General features: G+C 59.5%; 13 protein-coding genes and 1 pseudogene. 6 read left to right on the top strand and 8 right to left on the bottom strand.

The annotated features are described in order from the left end of the window. Positions 1-91: 91 nt before the first annotated feature. A complete protein-coding gene (gene uvrD / locus AC3ITY_RS32325) occupies positions 92-2275 on the bottom strand; it encodes a DNA helicase II (protein WP_489306908.1) in 2184 nt (727 codons plus the stop codon). A gap of 256 nt (positions 2276-2531) precedes the next feature. Between uvrD and AC3ITY_RS32320 the strand changes: the two genes are divergently transcribed. Then, positions 2532-5402: an EAL domain-containing protein gene (locus tag AC3ITY_RS32320; protein ID WP_489306907.1), complete on the top strand. Its 2871-nt coding sequence runs from the start codon at positions 2532-2534 to the stop codon at positions 5400-5402. Between the two features lie 65 nt (positions 5403-5467). Here AC3ITY_RS32320 and AC3ITY_RS32315 read toward each other — a convergent pair whose 3' ends face one another. Beyond that, positions 5468-5782: a hypothetical protein gene (locus tag AC3ITY_RS32315; RefSeq protein WP_489306905.1), complete on the bottom strand. Its 315-nt coding sequence runs from the start codon at positions 5780-5782 to the stop codon at positions 5468-5470. A gap of 351 nt (positions 5783-6133) precedes the next feature. Between AC3ITY_RS32315 and hexR the strand changes: the two genes are divergently transcribed. Both hexR and AC3ITY_RS32305 read left to right on the top strand, forming a co-directional pair. Next, positions 6134-7000 carry a transcriptional regulator HexR gene (hexR, locus tag AC3ITY_RS32310; protein ID WP_007954250.1) on the top strand — a complete coding sequence of 289 codons (867 nt, stop codon included), beginning with the start codon at positions 6134-6136 and terminating at the stop codon, positions 6998-7000. Positions 7001-7154: 154 nt separating this feature from the next. Continuing rightward, positions 7155-7364 (top strand): PA3496 family putative envelope integrity protein, encoded by a 210-nt coding sequence (locus AC3ITY_RS32305; protein WP_046038865.1) that lies wholly within the window; start codon positions 7155-7157, stop codon positions 7362-7364. Here the strand turns inward: AC3ITY_RS32305 and AC3ITY_RS32300 are convergent. Continuing rightward, positions 7306-8268, bottom strand: coding sequence for a LysR family transcriptional regulator (locus AC3ITY_RS32300; RefSeq protein ID WP_046038866.1), 963 nt, complete (start codon positions 8266-8268; stop codon positions 7306-7308). The two genes, AC3ITY_RS32305 and AC3ITY_RS32300, sit on opposite strands and share 59 nt — an antisense overlap. A gap of 191 nt (positions 8269-8459) precedes the next feature. Between AC3ITY_RS32300 and AC3ITY_RS32295 the strand changes: the two genes are divergently transcribed. Together AC3ITY_RS32295 and oadA are read left to right on the top strand one after the other, a co-directional pair. Next, on the top strand, positions 8460-9875 hold the full coding sequence (locus AC3ITY_RS32295; protein WP_008045577.1) for an acetyl-CoA carboxylase biotin carboxylase subunit: 1416 nt from the start codon (positions 8460-8462) through the stop codon (positions 9873-9875). 11 nt (positions 9876-9886) lie between these two features. Beyond that, a complete protein-coding gene (oadA, locus tag AC3ITY_RS32290; protein WP_489306903.1) occupies positions 9887-11695 on the top strand; it encodes a sodium-extruding oxaloacetate decarboxylase subunit alpha in 1809 nt (602 codons plus the stop codon). A 75-nt stretch (positions 11696-11770) separates the two neighbouring features. On the opposite strand, the pseudogene AC3ITY_RS32285 reads toward oadA, so the two are convergent. From AC3ITY_RS32285 to AC3ITY_RS32270, 4 genes and pseudogenes are all read right to left on the bottom strand, one after another. Further along, positions 11771-12769, bottom strand: a pseudogene (locus tag AC3ITY_RS32285) (autotransporter outer membrane beta-barrel domain-containing protein); the annotation flags it as partial. Between the two features lie 319 nt (positions 12770-13088). Beyond that, positions 13089-13760: a GNAT family N-acetyltransferase gene (locus tag AC3ITY_RS32280; protein WP_489306902.1), complete on the bottom strand. Its 672-nt coding sequence runs from the start codon at positions 13758-13760 to the stop codon at positions 13089-13091. Between the two features lie 267 nt (positions 13761-14027). Then, positions 14028-14489, bottom strand: a complete 462-nt coding sequence (locus AC3ITY_RS32275; protein ID WP_489306901.1) for a GNAT family N-acetyltransferase — start codon at positions 14487-14489, stop codon at positions 14028-14030. Positions 14490-14499: 10 nt separating this feature from the next. Then, positions 14500-15123: an FMN-binding negative transcriptional regulator gene (locus AC3ITY_RS32270; protein WP_489306899.1), complete on the bottom strand. Its 624-nt coding sequence runs from the start codon at positions 15121-15123 to the stop codon at positions 14500-14502. A gap of 92 nt (positions 15124-15215) precedes the next feature. Here AC3ITY_RS32270 and pdxR point away from each other — a divergent pair, with 92 nt between their 5' ends. Further along, positions 15216-16769 carry a MocR-like pyridoxine biosynthesis transcription factor PdxR gene (gene pdxR / locus AC3ITY_RS32265; RefSeq protein ID WP_489306897.1) on the top strand — a complete coding sequence of 518 codons (1554 nt, stop codon included), beginning with the start codon at positions 15216-15218 and terminating at the stop codon, positions 16767-16769. A 74-nt stretch (positions 16770-16843) separates the two neighbouring features. Here pdxR and AC3ITY_RS32260 read toward each other — a convergent pair whose 3' ends face one another. Beyond that, the gene (locus AC3ITY_RS32260; RefSeq protein WP_489306895.1) at positions 16844-21466 is read right to left on the bottom strand and encodes a hypothetical protein; all 4623 of its coding nucleotides are present in this window, start codon (positions 21464-21466) and stop codon (positions 16844-16846) included. Between the last annotated feature and the right edge of the window lie 163 nt (positions 21467-21629).

The following is a 21629-nucleotide window of genomic DNA, read 5'->3' as shown; positions in this document are numbered from 1 at the left end:
TCGCGAATGGGCGCACCGCGGTCATTCAGTCATACCGCGTTATCGTTTTTCGCGAGCAAGCCCGCTCCCACAAAGGTCCTGTATCGGGTGATCAGATCGCTTCCAGCTTGGCATACCCCAGCATCAGCCACTTGCTGCCTTCGCTGAAGTTCACCTGCACCCGGGCCTGAGCCCCGGCGCCTTCGAAGTTGAGGATCACGCCGTCACCGAAGATCGAGTGGCGCACAGTCTGGCCCAGGCTGAAGCCGGTTTCCGGAATCTCGCTGCCGCTGAACAGGTTGCTGCCACTCATCGACTGGTTGCCACCAAACGGACGGCTGACGCTGTTGGACAGCCGCACCTCCTGAATCAGGCCTTTCGGAACTTCGCGTACGAAGCGCGACACCTTGTTGTAGGTCTCGCTGCCATAAAGGCGTCGGGTTTCGGCATAGGTCATCACCAGGTTCTGCATGGCCCGGGTGATGCCGACGTAGGCCAGACGCCGCTCTTCCTCCAGGCGGCCGGGTTCTTCCAGGCTCATCTTGTGCGGGAACAGGCCTTCTTCCATGCCCACCAGGAACACATAAGGGAATTCCAGGCCCTTGGCGCTGTGCAGGGTCATCAGTTGGATGCTGTCTTCGTGCTCGTCGGCCTGGGTGTCGCCGGCCTCCAGCGACGCGTGACCGAGGAACGCGGCCAATGGCGTCAGCTCTTCGTCTTCTTCGCTGTTTTCAAAGTTGCGCGCGGCGCTGACCAGTTCCTCAAGGTTTTCTACCCGGGCCTGGCCTTTCTCGCCTTTTTCCGCTTCGTGATAGGCGATCAGCCCCGACTGCTCGATGACGGTCTGGGTCATCAGGTGCAGTGGCATTTCCATGCACTTGGCGGCGAGGTTCTCGATCAGCTCGATAAACGCGCCAAGGGCACCGGCCGCACGCCCGGTCAGGCCTTTGTTGGCCACCAGTTGGCGCATCGCTTCCCACATCGACACATCGCTGTGGCGCGCATGGTCACGGATCGCTTCGACGGTTTTCTCGCCGATGCCACGGGCCGGCACGTTGATCACCCGTTCCAGCGCGGCATCGTTACCGCGGCCTTCGAGCAACCGCAGGTAAGCCATGGCGTTCTTGATTTCGGCGCGTTCGAAGAAGCGCTGACCGCCATAGATGCGGTAGGGAATGCGCTCGCGCAGCAAGGCTTCTTCCAAAACCCGCGATTGGGCGTTGGAGCGGTACAGAATCGCGATATCGCTACGTGACAAGCCGGTTTTCAGCGCGCTCTCGATGGTTTCGACAACGTAGCGTGCTTCGTCGTGTTCGTTGAAGGCGGCGTACAGGTTGATCGCTTCGCCGTCGCCACCTTCAGTCCAAAGCTCTTTGCCCAGACGCCCGGTGTTGTTGGCGATCAAGGCGTTGGCAGCCTTCAGGATGCCGGCGGTGGAGCGATAGTTCTGCTCCAGGCGAATGGTTTCTGCGTCCGGGAAGTCTTCGGAATACTGGTAGATGTTCTCGATTTTCGCGCCGCGCCAGCCGTAGATCGACTGGTCATCGTCGCCTACGACCATCAGGCTGTCGCCACCCTTGGCCAGCAGGCGCAACCAGGCGTATTGCACGGCGTTGGTGTCCTGGAACTCGTCCACCAGAATGTGCCGGAAGCGCTTTTGATAGTGAGCGAGCAGGCCTGGGTGATCGCGCCACAGATCGAGGGCGCGCAGCAGCAATTCGGAGAAGTCGATGACGCCCGCACGCAGGCAGGCAGCCTCGTAGGCTTCATAGATGCCGCGCATGGTCGCCAGGAACAGGTCACCGCTGGCTTGAATGTGTTGCGGGCGCAGACCTTCGTCTTTCTGGCCGTTGATGAACCATTGGGCCTGACGGGCCGGCCAGCGCTGTTCGTCCAGGCCGAGTTCGCGGATCACCCGCTTGACCAGCCGCTGCTGGTCATCGCTGTCGAGAATCTGGAACGTCTGGCTTAAGCCCGCTTCCTGCCAATGTGCCCGCAACAAGCGGTGCGCCAGGCCGTGGAAGGTGCCAACCCACATGCCGGCCGGGTTGATCCCCATTAGCTGCTCGATGCGCTGGCGCATCTCGGCAGCGGCCTTGTTGGTGAAGGTCACCGACAGGATGGAGTGGGGCGAGGCGTTTTCGACCTGGATCAACCAGGCGATACGGTGCACCAGCACTCGGGTTTTACCGGAACCAGCACCGGCCAGGACCAACTGACGACCCACGGGGGCCGCTACGGCCTGGCGTTGGGCATCGTTGAGGGAGTTCAGCAGAAGGGAGAGATCATCGCGCATCGGGGCATTCTAGGGGGCCGCGACACACCGGGCAAACCCCGCTTCGCTTTAACCGATGAAAGTTATGCGAAAGACGACCGGTCAGTCATCGGCTGCGGACGTTGGCGGGGCGTGCCTCCCGCGTTTTCGGGGGCATCGGCGGCTGAAATGTTTGGCGATTTATTGATCAGCAGCAGTTTGGTCCGGGCAATTGCTTGTGTATGCTCCGAGCAGTTTCGGGCCCATGCTCATCATTATAAGAACAAGAACATCGCCTATGACCCTCAGCTTCGACCTGTCGGGCCCCACTGTGGAGCCCCGGGAGATCCGTAAACAGTACGCCATGGAAATGGCGGTCGAACGCACGCGCCTGTTGTATCAGGGCTCGCTACTGCCCACGTTGTTCATGCTGATCAATGGCCTGGTCTGTGCCGGTTTGCTCTGGAGCCCGCAGCGCTATTTCCTGGTCAGTGTATGGCTGGTGTGGTTATTGTCATTGGTGGCGTTGCGGGTGATTCAGGTCGCAGCCTTCGATTCGGCCATTCCCAACCGTCAGGCCCATCCCATTTGGCGACGGATGTTTTTGCTGGGTTCCGGCCTCACCGGTCTGACCCTGGCCGGTGCCGGCATCGCCCTGGTTCCCGCCGATAACTTCATTCAGCAAGCCTGGGTCTTCGGCCTCATCGGTGCCGCGGCACTTTCGGCCAGCGTGGCTTACGCGGTCAGTTTGCCGGCCTTTCTGTCGTTTACCTTGCCCTGCCTGTTGCCGGCCATCGCCTATATGTTTTGGGGGGCTGACGAACAGCAGCAAGGTTGGGGCTGGTTCGGGCTGATCCTGCTCGGTGCATTGAGCGTGGTTGCCTGGCAAGTCAATCGATTGATCGATCGGGGCTTGATGCGACGTTTTCAGAACCAGGCACTGATCGAGCATCTACAGCAGGCGCAAAGCTGCAGTGACCAGCTCAATCAGAAACTGGCCAAGGAGATAGAACAGCGTCGACGTGCCGAGGACGAGTTGCGAGAGATCCAGATCGACCTGGAAAACCGTGTCGCTCAGCGCAGCCTGGAACTGGACGCCGCCAACCAGGCACTGAGCAAGAGTGAGGCGCGTCTGGCGCTGGCATTGAAGGCCAGCGAGTTGGGGTTGTGGGACTGGAATCTGCAAACCGACGAAGTCCATCACACGCAGATTCAGGAACTGTTCGGCCTGGAGCCGGAGCAGGTCACGGCAATACTGCGCCACCTCAAGCCGCGCCTTCATCCCGAGGATCTTCCTGCGCTGAAAAGGGCGCTGGTCGAGCATTTGAAGGGCCGCACCGAGGACTATCAAATCGAGTATCGCGTACGGCATGGCGACGGCCACTGGGTCTGGATCGAAGACCGCGGGCGGGCGGTCGAGCGTGCCGAAAACGGCCGGGTGATTCGCATGGTCGGCACTCGCCGCGACATCAGCGCCAGCAAAGGCCTGGAAGAGCAGCGGCAACTGGCGGCGACCGTGTTCGAGGCGGCCAGCGAAGGGATCGTGATTTTCGATCCGAACTACGTCCTGATCGCGATCAATCAGGCCTTCAGTCGGGTGACCGGCTATGACATCGAGGACATGATCGGGCGCAATGTCATTGAGTTGCCTTGCAGTCGCGATGCGCGTCGGCATTACGCCGCAATACATCAGGCGCTGGAGCAGCAAGGCAGCTGGCAGGGCGAATTGGTGGAAACCCGCAAGAACGGCGAGATGTATCCGCAATGGCTGCAACTGAATACCGTGCGCGATCCCCGGGGAAATGTCAGCCATATTGTGGGCTTTTTCGCTGATCTCTCGGCCCGCCGAGAATCCGAAGAGCGCATGCGCTATCTGACTCATTACGATGAACTTACCGGTCTGGCCAACCGCTCGATGTTCCGCGAACGACTCAGCGAGGCTCATCAACGAGTGCGACAGGGCGGTTATCGCAGCCTGGCGTTGCTGCACATCAATCTCGATCGGTTCAAGCAACTCAACGACAGCCTGGGACATGAAGTCGCCGACCAGTTGTTGCAGAAGATGGCCCGACGACTGGTGAATGCATTGCCTGAAGCAGACACCATCGCGCGCCTTTCCGGTGATGAGTTTGCCGTGCTGTTCAACTCCTACGGCAACCTTTCGAGCCTGGCCCGGGTGGCGACTCGTCTGGCGAACAAGTTGCGCGTGCCGGTGACCATTGAGGGGCATGAACTGGTGGTCAGCGTGTCGATGGGCATCAGCTTGTTGCCGGACAGCGCCCGGGAAATATCTGCATTGGTCAATCAGTCGAACATGGCGATGCAGCACGCCAAACACCTGGGTGGCGATAATTTCCAGTTTTACACCGACAGCTTGCAAGCCAGCACGCTGGAGCGTTTACAGCTGGAAAACCACTTGCGCAAAGCCATCGAAGACAAACAGCTGAAGGTGTTTTACCAACCGAAACTGTGCCTGGCCACTGGCAGGTTGAATGCCGCCGAAGCCTTGGTGCGTTGGGATCATCCGACCATGGGCCGCGTGCCGCCGGGGGATTTCATCGGCCTGGCTGAAGAAACCGGATTGATCGGCCCGATCGGTGAGTTCGTGCTGCGTCAGGCCTGCTGGCAAGCCTGTGAGTGGCAGCGGCAGGGGCTCGAAGCGATTCGAGTGTCGGTCAATCTGTCGGTGCATCAATTGCGCCAGGGCAAACTGGTCAGTCTGGTGCGGCAGGTGCTGGAAGAGACCGGGCTGGCGCCGCAACTGCTGGAGCTGGAACTCACCGAAAGCCAGTTGCTGGACAGCGTCGAACACATCATCGCGACGTTCCAGCAGTTGCGTGATCTCGGGGTGAAACTGGCCATTGACGATTTTGGCACTGGTTACTCATCCCTGAGTTATCTCAAGCGCATCCCGGTGGATTACGTGAAGATTGATCAGGCGTTTATCCGTGGCTTGGGAGAGGGTACCGAGGATGCGGCGATCACACGGGCGATCATTGCCATGGCCCATGGTTTGTCATTGAAGGTAGTGGCTGAAGGTGTGGAGCGGGGAGAACAGCTTGAGTTCCTGAAAGCCGAGCGCTGCGATGAAGTGCAGGGCTATTTGATCAGCCGCCCGGTTGAGGCCGAGGCGTTGGCAGGTTTGCTGCACGCGCAAGCCGCAAGCTGACGAGGAGGCGTCCTGCCTGACGTGTCGGGCAGGACGCCTGAGATGCCGGAAGCTATTTATGTTACTTAGTTGGTAATCAATACTTCATCAATATGGTGCAGCAACTTGCCTTGGTAGAAGATGCTGACGCCGGTCACGTTCGAGTTGCCCATTGCTTTATATTCGACAAATTTGTCGGTTTCGACCGGCAGTGTATATTCATTGGAATCCTCCAGCTTTAGTTCCAGGCGCAGATCAAAGGATTTGTCTTGCAGTGCCGTCATCTCCAGTTTTGGGGTGATGCCAGTGTGGGCAACGGTTACGGTGCCAAAGGCGCGGAACGAAGGGGCGCCGGGCATGCGGTCAATTTGTGCGGTCCAGTCTTTTGTTTTAATAGTCATAATGTGTAGCTCCTTTAATTAAGTTTTTGCTTCCTGCGGTATTAATATATTCAATTGAAGTTGTTTTTGGTTGAGGTTTCTTTGGAGGTTTTGTAAGGCTGTGTGTTCTGTTGTTAATCAGTCGCAGCGAATCGTATTTAACTTTAATTTAATAACTTAAGGTGTTTCAGCCCTTTAAATCGGTGCACCCGACGGCGCACCTGGACATGTGCCATGAGTGCTACATGAAGCGCGGGCACCTGAAATCGAGGGATTCGGTAACGCATTGAGCAGGCAAAAAGCCAATTCATGTAGTATAACTACAAGCGTGCTACATCCCCGGCACCTGCCAATAACAAAGAGTCCAGCCCCTTGAATCTGCTGCAACACATCGCCCAGTCTCGCCACCTGTTACGCAAGTCGGAGCTCAAGGTCGCCGACCACGTGCTGCTTGATCCTGCGGCCGTGATGCACAGCTCCATGGCCGACCTGGCCCACAGCGTGGGCATCAGTGAACCGACCATCGTGCGTTTTTGCCGTGCCATCGGTTGTTCCGGCTTTCAGGACCTGAAGCTGAAGCTGGCCCAGAGCCTCGCGGCAGGTGCGAGTTTTGGCCAGTTTGCGATTCACGAAGACGATTCGGTCGCGGACTACAGTCTGAAAATCTTCGACACCACCCTGCATACGCTGATGGAGGTTCGCGAGAAACTCGATCCGCTGGAATTGCAGCGAGCGGTGACACTGATGTCCCAGGCCCAGCGTGTCGAGTTCTACGGCTTCGGCGCCTCGGGTGCGGTCGCGGCGGACGCCCAGCACAAGTTCTTCCGCTTGCTGCTCACCGCTGCGGCGTATTCCGACCCGCACATGCAGGCAATGTCGGCCGTGACGCTAAAGCCAACCGATGTGGCGATCTGCATTTCCCAGTCCGGGCGTTCCAAGGACCTGCTGATCACCGCCAACCTGGTGCGTGAAAGCGGTGCCTCGTTGATCACTTTGTGCCCGAGCCAGACGCCATTGGCCGAGCTGTCTACGGTCAATCTGGCGATCGATGTGCATGAAGACACTGAAATCTATACGCCGCTGACTTCGCGTATCGCCCACCTGGTGGTGATCGACGTGCTGGCGATGGGCGTGGCCATGGCGCGCGGCCCGAGCCTGGTCAACCACCTCAAGAGCGTCAAGCGCAGCCTGCGCAGCTTGCGGTTGTCGCCCAAGTCGGTGAAAGCGCTGGACGATTGATCTGAAGACCGACATGGACTCTGTGGCGAGGGGCGGTGCGGCGATCCGACAAGCCCCCTCGCCACAATTTCATCCCGCTGTAACCCTCCCGCCGCTAAACCGTCATCCCCCGCGCCTATCTTGAAACTCCCGTACTCGCCTTGGGAGACTCGAAATGGCCATGCCCTACGAAGAACGCAACAGCGCTGTCAAAACCCGTCGTCAGCAAGAAGATCAGCGCCGCATGGAATTCCGTCGCGCCATCGAAGATCGCTGCGAACGCCGTCAGCTTCTGGCCGAAATTGGCGATTTTCCAGAGTTGGAACTCAATTTCTGGCAGGCATCTCCCTCGGCGTCCCGTCGAAACGCTCAACCAGCGCGCTGATCTGAATCCGTTCGCTGCGGATAAACGCCAGGAAGGCATGAGCCACCGGTGACAGGCGTTTCGCCTTGGCCTGTACCAGGCACCAACTGCGAAACAGTGGCAGCTCTTCGACCGGTAGCTCGATCAGCCCACCGGTTGCCAGCTCAAGGCTCAGGGCGTGGCGCGTCAACAGCGCAACGCCCAGGCCTGCCAGCACACATTCACGCTGTGCTTCGGCAGACGAGACCTCCTGGGTCTGGTTGAAGTGCACGCGCTTCTCTTTGAAGTATTCTTCGCACGCCAGCCGCGTCCCGGAGCCCTGCTCACGCAGCAGCAGTGTGTAGGGCTCGAGATCCTGCAGGCGCAGCGGCCCCATATGACACAGCGGGTGATCCGGTGGCGCCACGGCGACGATCGGGTTGTTCAGGAACGGCAGGAATTCCAGGCCCATGTCCTGAGGCACCATGGACATGATCACCAGGTCATCGCGGTTGTCCGACAGACGCCGAATGACCTGGCCGCGATTGACCACCGTCAGTTGCAGGTTCACTTCCGGGTGCTGGCGTTTGAACGCGGCAAACAGATGCGGCACGAAGTATTTGGCGCTGGACTCAATCGCCAGTTTCAGTTGCCCCTGCAACGAGCCCTGCATGTCCGACAGCTGCATGTCGAGGTTTTCCAGGCGCCCGAAAATATCCCGACTGGCCCGCTGTAACGCTTCAGCCGCTTCGGTCATGTAGAGTTTTTTGCCGACGTAATCGAACAAAGGCTGGCCAATCAGCTCTTCAAGTTGACGAATCTGTAGGCTGACGGCAGGTTGTGTGAGCGACATTTCCTCGGCCGCGCGGCTGTAGGAGCGCAAATCACAGACCTCGTTGAAGATCTGCAATTGCCGCAAAGTCATACGCATCAATGACTTACGCATTATCTGGTCGCTCTCGTCGCTGGCTGGTGAATCAACTATAAGTCTTTGCTTATGCACGACCCAATTTTTATTCATTTTTGTTAATCCCTTGTGGGCGCTAGTGTGGACCTGCGACCAAATTGAAACATTTGGTCACGCGTCGACCTGGGTCTAGCAGGTCGTGGGTACCACCGGCTCAAGGGAAACTCCAAGTGATAACAAAGATCCTGATCGCCAACCGTGGTGAGATTGCCGTACGAATCGTACGTGCCTGCGCCGAAATGGGCATTCGCTCGGTCGCGATCTACTCCGATGCCGACCGTCATGCCTTGCACGTCAAGCGTGCGGACGAGGCCCACAGCATTGGTGCCGAACCGCTGGCCGGTTACCTGAACCCGCGCAAGCTGGTGAACCTGGCTGTGGAAACCGGTTGCGATGCACTGCACCCCGGCTATGGCTTCCTTTCGGAAAACGCCGAGCTGGCGGAGATCTGCGCCGAACGCGGGATCAAATTCATCGGCCCGTCGGCTGAAGTCATTCGCCGCATGGGCGACAAGACCGAAGCTCGCCGCAGCATGATCAAGGCCGGCGTACCGGTGACCCCGGGCACTGAAGGCAACGTGTCGGGCATCGAAGAAGCCCTGACCGAAGGCGATCGCATCGGCTACCCGGTGATGCTCAAGGCCACGTCCGGTGGTGGTGGTCGCGGTATTCGTCGCTGCAACAGCCGCGAAGAACTCGAACAGGCTTTCCCACGGGTCATTTCCGAAGCCACCAAGGCGTTCGGTTCGGCGGAAGTGTTCCTGGAAAAATGCATCGTCAATCCGAAACACATCGAAGCGCAGATTCTTGGCGACAGCTTCGGCAACGTGGTGCACCTGTTCGAGCGCGACTGCTCGATCCAGCGCCGCAACCAGAAGCTGATCGAGATCGCCCCGAGCCCGCAACTGACCCCGGAACAGCGCGCCTATATCGGCGACCTGTCGGTGCGCGCAGCCAAGGCCGTGGGTTACGAGAATGCCGGCACCGTGGAGTTCCTGCTCGCCGAGGGCGAGGTGTACTTCATGGAGATGAACACCCGGGTGCAGGTGGAACACACCATCACCGAAGAAATCACCGGCATCGACATTGTCCGTGAGCAGATTCGCATTGCCTCCGGCCTGCCGCTGTCGGTGAAACAGGAAGACATCCACCACCGTGGTTTCGCCCTGCAATTCCGGATCAACGCCGAAGACCCAAAAAACAACTTCCTGCCAAGCTTCGGCAAGATCACCCGTTACTACGCACCCGGCGGCCCCGGCGTACGTACCGACACGGCGATCTACACCGGTTACACCATCCCGCCATACTACGACTCCATGTGCCTGAAACTGGTGGTGTGGGCGCTGACCTGGGAAGAGGCGATGGACCGTGGCTTGCGCGCCCTGGACGACATGCGCCTGCAAGGGGTCAAGACCACCGCCGCGTACTACCAGGAAATCCTGCGCAATCCGGAATTCCGTAGCGGCCAGTTCAACACCAGCTTCGTTGAAAGCCACCCTGAACTGACCAACTACTCGATCAAGCGCAAACCCGAAGAGCTGGCCCTGGCCATCGCCGCCGCCATCGCCGCCCACGCAGGCCTGTGAGGAATAGAACAATGAGCAAACAAATCCACGTTACCGACACGATCCTGCGCGACGCCCACCAATCGCTGCTCGCCACCCGCATGCGCACCGAAGACATGCTGCCGATCTGCGACAAGCTCGACAAAGTCGGCTACTGGTCGCTGGAGTGCTGGGGCGGCGCGACGTTCGACGCCTGCGTACGTTTCCTGAAAGAAGATCCGTGGGAGCGTCTGCGCCAGTTGCGCGCCGCGCTGCCTAATACCCGCCTGCAAATGCTGTTGCGCGGCCAGAACCTGCTGGGCTACCGCCACTACAGCGACGACGTGGTCAAAGCCTTCGTCGCCAAGGCCGCGGTCAACGGCATCGACGTGTTCCGCATCTTCGACGCCATGAACGACGTGCGTAACCTGCGCGTGGCCATCGAGGCGGTGAAAGCCTCCGGCAAACACGCCCAGGGCACCATCGCCTACACCACCAGCCCGGTGCACACCATCGAGGCCTTCGTGAACCAGGCCAAGCAAATGGAAGCCATGGGTTGCGACTCGGTGGCGATCAAGGACATGGCCGGCTTGCTGACCCCATACGCCACCGGCGAACTGGTCAAGGCGCTGAAAGCCGAGCAATCGCTGCCCGTGTTCATTCACTCCCACGACACCGCTGGCCTGGCCGCGATGTGCCAAATGAAGGCCATCGAAAACGGCGCCGATCACATCGACACCGCGATCTCCAGCTTTGCCTGGGGCACCAGCCACCCGGGTACCGAGTCGATGGTCGCCGCCCTTAAAGGCAGCGAGTTCGACACCGGCCTGAACCTGGAACTGCTGCAGGAGATCGGCCTGTACTTCTACGCCGTGCGCAAGAAGTACCACCAGTTCGAAAGCGAATTCACCGCCGTTGACACCCGTGTTCAAGTCAACCAGGTGCCGGGGGGGATGATTTCCAACCTGGCCAACCAGTTGAAAGAGCAGGGCGCACTCAATCGCATGAGCGAAGTGCTGGCCGAAATTCCGCGGGTTCGTGAAGACCTCGGCTTCCCGCCGCTGGTAACCCCGACTTCGCAGATCGTCGGCACCCAGGCGTTCTTCAACGTGCTGGCCGGCGAGCGCTACAAGACCATCACCAACGAAGTGAAGCTGTACCTGCAAGGTGGCTACGGCAAGGCGCCGGGCACCGTGAACGAACAACTGCGTCGCCAGGCCATCGGCAGCGAAGAAGTGATCGACGTTCGCCCAGCCGATCTGCTCAAGCCGGAAATGGCCAAGCTGCGTGCCGATATCGGTGCACTGGCCAAGTCTGAAGAAGACGTGCTGACCTTCGCCATGTTCCCGGACATCGGTCGCAAGTTCCTCGAGGAGCGTGCTGCGGGCACCCTGACACCTGAAGTGCTGTTGCCGATTCCTGAAGCCGGCGGCGTCGCCTCTGTTGGTGGGGAAGGCGTGCCGACCGAGTTCGTCATCGACGTTCACGGCGAAACCTACCGCGTCGACATCACCGGCGTCGGCGTCAAGGCCGAAGGCAAGCGTCACTTCTACCTGTCCATCGATGGTATGCCGGAAGAAGTGGTGTTCGAACCGCTCAACGAATTCGTCGGCGGCGGCAGCAGCAAGCGCAAGCAAGCCACTGCACCGGGCCACGTCAGCACCACCATGCCGGGCAACATCGTCGACGTGCTGGTCAAGGAGGGCGACACCGTCAAGGCAGGCCAGGCCGTGTTGATCACCGAAGCGATGAAGATGGAAACCGAAGTCCAGGCAGCCATCGCCGGTAAAGTCACCGCCATTCACGTGGCCAAGGGCGACCGGGTGAACCCGGGCGAGATCCTGATCGAGATCGAAGGCTGAGTTAACAGCCGCGATACAACGCTTTATACCTCGGGGGAGCATGTGCTCCCCTTTTTTTCGTCCAGCGTTTGATGGTTAGAAGGTCATCCGCCACTGCGCTGTCGCGCCATGGTTTCGGCTGTCGGTGCCCATCTCGCCATTTATGCCGACGCCCAGCGTGTGCTGCGCCGAAAGCCCTAGTTCCAGACCCGCATCCAGCATCAGACTGTCGCGATCCAGCGGCGCACCGGAAACGGTGTCTTTACGGCCGCCGGTGATCAGCCGTTGGCGGGTTTCTGTGGCGATCTCGCCGTAGGTATGTTTCCAGCTGGCACTGAACCGTGGCGTCAGTTGCATGCCGTTATCCAGCGTATTGATCTTCGCCAGTCGCAGGCCAAAAGTGCTGTTGAAATTGTTCTGCTCCTGGCTCTCGACCTTTAACGCCGCAGCGCCTCCTTTTTCCGTGAAGCCATCGCGCTGATAACGTTGGTAGCCAAGGCCTGCGAATGGCTCGATGTTGATGTTGGCGCGGCCGAGGTTGTATCCGACTTCGGCAAACGCCTGCTGGGTGTTGGCGTCGTACCTGCCTTTGGGGCGGTCACTGAAACCATTGAAAGCCACTTGGCGATGAGTGCTGCCGTCGTGGCTGCTATAGCTGGCGCCAAGACGCAAAGACATGGCGCCGCTCTGGCGCAGGGCATAAGCCCCCAGATGCCAGCTTTCGAGATCGCCATCGAGATCAACGCTGTCCAGGCGAGTCTGTGATTTACCAGCCATCATGCCGATGCGCCATTCTTCGTCAACTGCCCAATCCGCTCCCAGGACCAGACCTTGGGTCGAGTACTTCAAGGCATCGAAGTCGCGATCCAGTGTTCCGCCATACCCCAATGCCTGTAGCCAGACTCGGCTATCGCTATTGTCGACCGCTGCCGGGCGCGAAGCTCTCTTTTGACTGCTGAAACCTGAGGCACTGCCTGACTGGCGCATCGCCGAGAGCATCGCGGCGCTCACGAAGCTGTCACTGTTCAATGTCGCTTTGGCCAGGTTGGCGGTAGTGCCTGCGGCCAGTTGCTCGATGGCGTCAGACGCGTTCTCTGGACTGGGTTGCTCCGGATGTTGGGCGGATGCAACGTCAGCGCAACCCAGGACAAGTGCGATCGCCAAGGCGAGTTGTTGAGGTCGGTATTTGTGTTGAACAGGCATCGAGTCTGGCCTCTTTGTCAGAAGACCAAACTCTAAAAGGAAGGCTATCGGTACCGATGTCAGGCGGTTCCGGCGGTGGTGCGGGGAGTCTCAGATTGTCATGTAGTAAATGGCTGACAGTTCGACGGAGACAGTTTTTGCCCCTTCGAACTGACGTCTTTTCTTACAAGAAGTCGGGACATGGCCGGCTATCGCGATGCCTGGAAGCACTTTACGCGCGACACTCCACCAACCCTTTAACCTGCCCCGAAGCTGTCTGGTTCTCATCACTCAGCCACTTCTCGAACCCGGTGCCAATCGCCGGCCATTCCGAGTCCAGAATCGAGTACCACGCGGTGTCCCGATTTTGCCCTTTGACCACCATGTGCTGACGGAAAACACCCTCAAAACTGAAGCCCAGGCGCTCGGCCGCGTATTTGGAGCGGGCGTTGGCGTTGTTGCATTTCCATTCCAGGCGACGGTAGCCCAGGGCAAAGGATTCCTTGGCCAGCAGGTAAACCGCCTCGGTGCTTTTCGGCGAGCGCTGCATCGGGGCGCCGAAGGTGACGTGGCCGATTTCGATGCGACCCTGGGCCGGGACGATGGACATCAGGCTGAGAATGCCCTGGACCTCGCCGCTGGCGCGGTCGATCACGCTGAAGAAATACGGGTCGCTGCTGACCGCGTGGTTGTTCAGCCAGTCGTTGAAGACGCTGCGCTCCGGGAAGGGGCCGTAAGGCAGGTAGTCCCAGAGTTTCGGGTCGGCGCCGGGGCCTTGCAGGGCGTTGAACAGGTCGTCGCCGTGGCGCGCCGGGTCGAGTTTTTCCAGGCGGATGTAACGCCCTTCGATCAGTTGAGTCGTGGGGGCCGGGACGCCTTTCCAGTCGGTGAGTGAAATCGACATGTTGTTCTCCTTGAACCTAGGGGGCTTTCTCAATTAGTTTTCACGCCGCGCCGGGCCTGCTGTTGTGCAGGGCAAGGCGCGAGAAGCGTGGTTTGGTCATTCCAAATAAGCTTCGAGCAACGCAGCCCTGCACAACAGCAGGCCCGGCCCTTCGGGTTGTGCCTTAAAACGGGCCAGGCTGCGTTGCAGGCCTTGGAAAGGGAACAACCATTTCCAGCGGCCTGCGCCTTGCCTGGCCCGCTTTAAGGCGACAACGCGACGGGAAAACTAATTGAGAACGCCCCCTATGGCTTTGCGAAACTGGATGAAACCGGGGCGTTCGGCGATGCGCTCGTAGAGCTGGATCGCGGTGGCGTTGGTTTCGTGGGTCAGCCAGTGGACCTTGTTGCAGCCGTCGGCCCTGGCCGTGGTGTAGACGAACTCGATCAACTGGCGGCCGACGCCGGTGCCGCGGGATTCCGGGGCCACCAGCAAGTCTTGCAGGTAGCAGGAGTTTTCGATGGCCCAGTTAGAACGATGGTAGATGAAATGCACCATGCCCACCGCTTTGCCATCGGCCCAGGCGAGGGCGGCGTGGGTTGGCTCGTTCGGATCGAGCATGCGCTGCCAGGTGCTTTGGGTGACGGCTTGCGGTAGTTCGGTTTTGTAGAAGCGCAGGTAGGCCTGCCACAGCGGTAGCCATGCGGCGTGGTCGTCGGCGCTGACTTGGCGAATGTCGATTTGACTCATGGTGACTTCCTTAGCGCATCAATTGGGCGAGGGTTTGGTCGTTGACGTCGGGGCTGGCGGCCAGGCCTTTGCGCACGCCGGCGATGTCGGCGGGGCTGCGGTTCTGGCTGAGCTTGCGCTTGCCTTCCAGACGATCGATGGGAATGGCGAAACCGACAATGGCCTTGAGCATGCCGTCGATGTAATCGGCGGGGGCATCGGCCACTGACCACGGTTGGGCGCGGCCAGCTTCATGACGATCAGTGAGGGTGCTGACGATGTCGAGCAGCCGCCCGCCATCGCTGAAGGTTTCGGCTCGGCCATAGGCGTGTACGGCGACGTAGTTCCAGGTTGGTACGACTTTGCCGTGTTCGGCCTTGCTCGGGTAGAAGCCAGGGCTGACGTAGGCGTCGGCACCGGCAAAAATCAGCAGTGCTTCGGCGCCGTCGCGCAGGTCTTTCCACTGTGGATTGGCTTTGGCCAGATGCCCGTACAACGTGCCGTTTGAGCCTTGTTCGCAATGCAGCAGCACCGGTACATGGCTGGCTTGCAGGCCGTTTTCACCGTTGGTCACCAATATGGCGAGACGGGTGGCGAGGATCAGTTCATGCAGTTGGGACAACTCGTCGATGGCAAAAGCACGTGGCGTGTACATGGAGATATTTTCCTTGGCGAATGTCTGCATCCTAGGCAGGCTATTGGTCTGTTGTAAGAGCCATTAATGACCAATTTCATGGGTCCATTACGATGACTAGCGAACCACTGTCCCTGACCTTCAACCCGGCAGGTATCGAACTTGATCGTCGCCAGGGGCTGAGTCGTCAGCTCTACCAGGCATTGCGTACGCGTGTGTTGGACGGGCGACTGGCCAGCGGTACGCGTCTGCCTGCCAGTCGTGATCTGGCAGCCGCGCTGGCGATTTCCCGTAACAGCGTGGTGCGCGCCTACGATCAGCTGTACGCCGAAGGGTATATCGAAGGGCGGGTAGGCGACGGGACTTATGTCGCGCAATTGCCCCAGGCAACCATACCGGCGAAAAAACTATCCACAAAAGTATCCACAGGGTTTTCAACAGGGTTACCCACAGCCTTATCCACAAATTGGCTCGATTTACCTGTGGATTCATCCAGCAAAGTTATCCACAACAACCCGTTGACTCGGGTCAAAAACAACCATTTGGCCAGTCCGCCGAGCGGTCCGCCCCGGGCATTTCGGGTCGGTGTTCCGGCGTTCGATCTGTTTCCATTCGAGGTCTGGGCCAAGCTGAATGCGGCTTTCTGGCGCAAGCCGGATTTTCAACAGCTGTGCTACGGCGACCCGGCAGGCGATGCACGCTTGCGCGGGATGATCGCCGCGTATTTACGCAGTTCCCGTGGCATGCAGTGCACAGCTGAACAAATTCTGATCACCAGTGGCGCGCAGCAGGGAATCAGCCTTTGTGCACAGTTGCTGGTGGAGCCCGGTGACGGGGTGGCGATTGAAAATCCGGGGTATCGGGCGGCAGGTCATGCCTTTGCCGTGGCGGGCGCGCGGCTGCACGGGGTGGCGGTGGACAGCGAGGGCATCAATTGCAGCGAACTGTCAGCACTCGATGATTGTCGGCTGACCTACGTCACGCCGTCACACCAGTATCCCACCGGCGTGGTCATGAGCCTGGCGCGACGCCTGGAGCTGCTGGCCTGGGCCGAGCGCACTCAGGGCTGGATCGTCGAGGATGATTACGATGGCGAGTACCGCTACAGCGGCGCGCCACTGGCGCCTTTGGCAGCGCTCGATCGTCACGGACGGGTGTTGTATGTCGGCACGTTCGGCAAGGTCGCGTTTCCGGCGTTGCGTCTTGGTTATCTGGTGCTGCCGCCGGGGCTGGTGCAGGCCTTTGCGCAGCGACGTGCGGTGGACGTGCGGCACTCCGAGGTCAGCACCCAGGCGGTGATGGCCGAGTTCATGGCGGCCGGGCATTTCCAGCGTCACATCCGGCGTATGCGACGTGCGGCGCTGAGTCGGCGCGATACCTTGCTCAATGGTTGGCCGTTGGATATTCCAGGCATCGGCAAGCTGCCCACCGTCGCCGCGGGATTGCACATGACGGTGCCGGTCGACAGCGTGGCCCGTGAACGCGAGCTGATTGAGTTGGCGAGCAGTGTCGATGTCGAGGTCAACGGCTTGAGCAGTTACTGGCTGCCGGAGTCCGCAACCCCGATGGATCAACGCGCCGGTCTGGTACTGGGTTTTGCCGCAGTGCCCGAAAAGGCAATCGAGGCGGCGCTGCAACGGTTACGGGCAGTGTGGCGTATTGGCTGAAGCGCGCGGATTGGCAGTCCGCGCTTACGGGCTTCCCGGTGTTGTTCCAGAAGGCCAATTTGGCGCTCCCGGGTTTACGAGAAGAACAGCGTGCGTGCCAGTTGCGGGCTGATCTGGCTGCGATAGATAGCAATCACTTGCGGGTTGGTGGTGGCCGAGCGCAGGTCGAATGCGCCCGCCAGTAGTCGTTGATCCCGCAGTTTCAGATGTGCAGCGGTGAAGGCGTCGACCGGCGCATCCTGGCTGGCATAGTGGAAATGCGCATACCACAGCACTTGCTGGTTTCGGCGCTCGCGAATTTCATATTCCTGCATGTAATCCTTGCGCGGGCCCTTGAGCCGGCGTCGATCACCGCTGCGCACAATGTCGATTTCATTTTTGCTGAGCAACCACTGGACGCGGGCGGCCGTGGAGGGTTGCTGTTTGGTCATATCGATGCGTATCCGTTGACCCTCGGCGTACAGTCGATCACGCGCCTCGTTCAACTCAGCGCTCAGTTCCGTCGCGGTAACTGTGGGTCCATCGATGCTGTTAGAGTTGATCAGGGATTGCCCAAGGGTCCTGGCACTCTGGTCGAAATGGTCGGCTTTTTGCTGGAACAGTTCCTCGATTTCCACCGGGATGCGGCCGGGCTTTTTTGCGCTCGCTTCGGTTTGCTGGATAAAGCTTTCCAGGCCATCGAGCAGTGTCCGACCATGGGCAATTTGCGTGTCGAGTGCCGGTGCTGGAACCGTCGGACGGCGACGTCTGGCCGGAACCCGTTCAAGCCAGACCCCGGGTGTTTTTTCGTGAAATGTGGCGATGACTTTGCCGGTCATGGGTGCGCGCACTTCAAGCAGAACCGGCTCTCCCGGTGCAGCGGAACGTACTTCGCCCACGACTGTGCCATTGAAGCGTGTTTTCACCACTCGTTTGCGCGATGCCGGTACAGGCCTGGAAGGTCCTGGGCGGAGTTCTTTGGGTGGTTCCTCTCGTAGCAACTGTGCCAGGTAACCCTCGGTGTCCTGCTGGAATTCGTTGACCCGTTTGCGCAAGTGCTTGAGCGGTTGTTCCTGTACTGCATCCTTGTGGTTGACGGCGAAATCCTCGAAGGATTGTTCAATGGCCACGAACTGTTCGAGCATGCCACTGAGTGCTTCGATGCGTTCACCTGCCCCCCAGGCGCTTTCTTGCAGCATCAGCTCTTGCGAGGTCTGGATAACCAGATTGGTCGTGTCGAGCAGGCGTGCGAATTCGCTTCGTGCTTCATTCAGGGCAACGCTGTCACCCTCATTGAGGCAAACCTCGCGGGCCAGGGAAACCTGGAGCGCCTTGAGATCGTTCAGGCTGTAAGCCGGCAGTTTGGCTTTGTAGGTGCTGACCATCTCCGCAGCACTTCTACCCAGTCGACTCAACTCCTGGAAACGTGAATGAGCAAACTCGATTTTGCCGATCATGCCCTCGGTCAGGCCGATCATTTTTTGATAGGTCGTACGGTCGCCAGCCCCGCCTGCCGTTTCTTCAGCTTCCAGCAGCGTCAGGGTCTCCTGCAGGGTTTGGGTGAAGGCTGGACTTTTTTGATCGAGCCATGTCTGGTTGAAAAACAGCTGGGTGCCGAGCATCTCGACCATGTCGGTGCGGAAACTGGAAACCGTTTCGAGCAGGTTCAATGATTTCAATTGTTCAATGGGAGCCGCGTATTGGCTGGTGCGCTGGTCGAGTTTATCGAGGAACTGCTGTTGAATGGCAGGCCGTGTCTCGTCGCTGGCGACTTTCATTTTGTTGAATGCATCCGTCAGCTCTGTGCGTGCGCTTTCACGTTGGTTATTGAATTCGGCCAACTGCTGTTTGAGCTCGGTGACGCGCTGTCGATTTTGTTGTTTCAACGCCTTGCGTCGACTCGACAAACCACCGCCCCGCAGACGCAGGCGCGTATCGACAAACCAATCACCCCGTTGATTGCTGATCAATGCAGGGCCGCTGCGTAGGGGCTGTTGCCGTGAGTCGATAATCGATACCTCACCGGTTTCCTCAACGGCCACTTCGAACCAGCGCTCACCGACCGGGGCGTAGTACCGGGTCCCGTGGCGATAGAGGTGGCGGTAGACACCGTTGTTGCTGTCGGGTGGGGTGAGTGGTTCGGGTCTGGTGATGTTGAAGCGGTCCAGGGTTTTCGCCAGGCTCAGGGCGGCACCTGTCAGCACGGATATTCGATGCTGTGAAGAGGCAGGCTCGCCGACGGTATCGGGCAACTGAACAACCACAACAGGGGGGGATGCCGGTTTTTCCTCAACTTCGGTCGCTACCGTTGGCGAGGGCCTTTCCTCGATTCTGCGGGCAGTCGCATGGCGCGTGCTGGCGTGATGGGCGAGCACCATGGCCAGGGTCAGCAACAGGTCGGTCATTGCGGTTTTCTGTTGTTGTCGGTCACCGGTCTCGTCGGCGTCCACGGTTTGTTGCAGGTCATCCAGTACCTGCCAGATCCAGGCGGCCGTTCCGACGGTGTGGCCAAGAAAGGGCAGCGCCGCGTTTAGAATCATCCACGCCGCTTGCTTGAAGGTTGCCCAGCGATTCTGTGCATTTGACACCGATTGCTGTTGCGCCAGCTCGACCAGCGCGTTGACGTTGGCCTTGAACAAGTTGGCCAGATAATCAGCGGCGACGACCCCGGTACCCAGGGAAAGCGTACCGCCCATTTGCAGCGGGGTCAGTGGGTCAGCCAGGAGTTGCGAGAGGGACCAGACCGAAGGCCGGTCGCCGGTGAACACGTAGTTCGCGTAATTGACGCGCACTCTGTCCGGCAACCAGGCGAGCACCGATTGACGCAATTTCGGCGTGTGTTTGATGGCATAGACCAGGTTGGCCGTTGTCTGGTACTGGCTTAATGGCTGATCGAGCAGGGGTCGGCAGAGCAGGCAGGGGCCTTTGTCCATCTGCCGTGGGCCGATCACGAACATGTTGGCCACTTCGTCCGCAGTGGCACTCAGGCGCCAGCCGGGATTGAACGCCAGCGGGCGAATGACAATTTCCTGGCCATCCACCCAGCGGTTGGCTTCAAGCACCTGAACCACGGCCGCGACATAGCGGTAACCCCGTTCATCAATCCCGCCCTGTGCGCGAATTTTTTGCTGCAATGCCAGAAGCGGTAACTCGATTCGCAAGTGGCTGGTGAACAGATTCTGGCGCCGCAGGCTCTCAAGGGGATCTTCGAGCAGTTTGCTTTTGATCAGCGTCGGATAGGTCTTGCCGATGTCGACGCTGGTGATCAGCGCCTCCAGGTAACTCACCGTCAACCATGCCGGCAGTGCTGTGGCGCTGGTGCTGCGCACGGTTTTGTCGCCCAGCGGCAGGGCAATCAGGTTTTGCAGTGCCAGGTCGACCAGGCTCAGCGTGGTGCGCTCGGGCTCGACCAGCGGCACGAAGGCGCCCCAGACCACCACGCTATCGACCACGATCTCGATGTCCGCCATATTCAGTTGTGCGGCATCGGCGTGCTCTTTGAGCATGGCATCGCGCAGTTGATCCAGGGCGAACTCGCGGATTGGCTTGATCCCGTCCTGAAACGACTGACCGGCGTTCTGATTCTGTACTTGTGCCAGATCCATCAGGTGACGGCTGTAAGCGGTGAGATCGCTGGCCGAAGCGCTGGCCATCCAGTCCGGCAATGCTTGTTCGACCCGACCGAATCGAGAGGGTTTTTGCTTGTCCTTTGGGTCGAGTTCGTTCGTTGAACGGCTGATGTGCGGTGCCAGGTCGGGATTCACCGCGCCGGTATCGTTCGCCAGGGCGCCAATCGAGTCCGCTTGCAGGGCAATCAGGTTGCACGCCAGATGGTCGAAGTAATTGCCCTCGGGCTCGATCAGGCGCCATTGCAAGGTGTTGCCGGTTGCCTGCCCATCTGAATACGTCAGCAAGGATTCTCCCAGTTCCTGTAACGAGTCGTAGGCCTGAAAACCGCGGGTAATGGTGTGAGTAATGATGAGGCTGCGGGTGCCTTGGGTTCCGATCAGTACCGCCATGTCGAGGATGTTGAGGTGAGTCGAGACGCCCTCGCTCAAGCCGTCGAGGTCGATCAGGCATGCCCGCGAATGATAGGGGTCGTGAGGCTCGCGCGTGCTTTTGTCCGGGTAAGCGAACAGATTGCGGGCCATGGCGTAACGGTCGGTGTCCCAGTTCGAGTTCGAGTTCGAGTTCGAGTTCGAGTTCGATTCGATGTTCCACAGTTCGCGTAGCGAGTTGGACAGGCTTTTCCACCGTGGCGCGGACGCTTGGGTGTACTGGTTCCAGTAGTCGACCTGTTGCTCTTGAAACGCAACAAACAGCAGCGGCGCCAGCTCGTTGAGCAGTCGCCCGATGGCATCGATTCTGACGGGCAGTTGCGCCGGAGTGGATTTCAGCGGTTGCAGCGTGAGGTAGTGCTCGCCATCGAGGTAGACCACGGGGGTGGCCGCTACACCATGGCGTACCAGCGCATCGGTCAACGATTCAAAGCGGCGTGGTCCTGGGACGACACGCTGTTCGTGAAAGGTCCAGGTTGGGGTCACTACCATGGCCAGGCGCGGGTCAATGTGCAGGTCCGGGTACAGCGCTTTCAGGGCGGGTTGCAAGGCATGGGTGGCAACCTCCCTGATCGAGGGGCCAGCCACCAATTGGGTAAGCAAGGCATCTTGATCGGCTGAGAGATCGGGTACGGAAGGGGGGGTGGAAGTTTCGGGCATGGGTCACATCCTTTGTGGGGGCTGGCACCGTTGAACGTTCGGTGTGCGATCCTCGCAAGGTAGTGACGGGCAGGACGGTGTTGGCGGTAAATAAGTATTGCGGGCAAAAAAAGACCTGCGCAAACGCAGGTCTTGATAACAACGGGATCCGCGGATCGCCGGG

This window comes from Pseudomonas sp. GL_091 (assembly GCF_057837725.1).
This window is presented reverse-complemented; position numbering and strand designations above follow the sequence as displayed.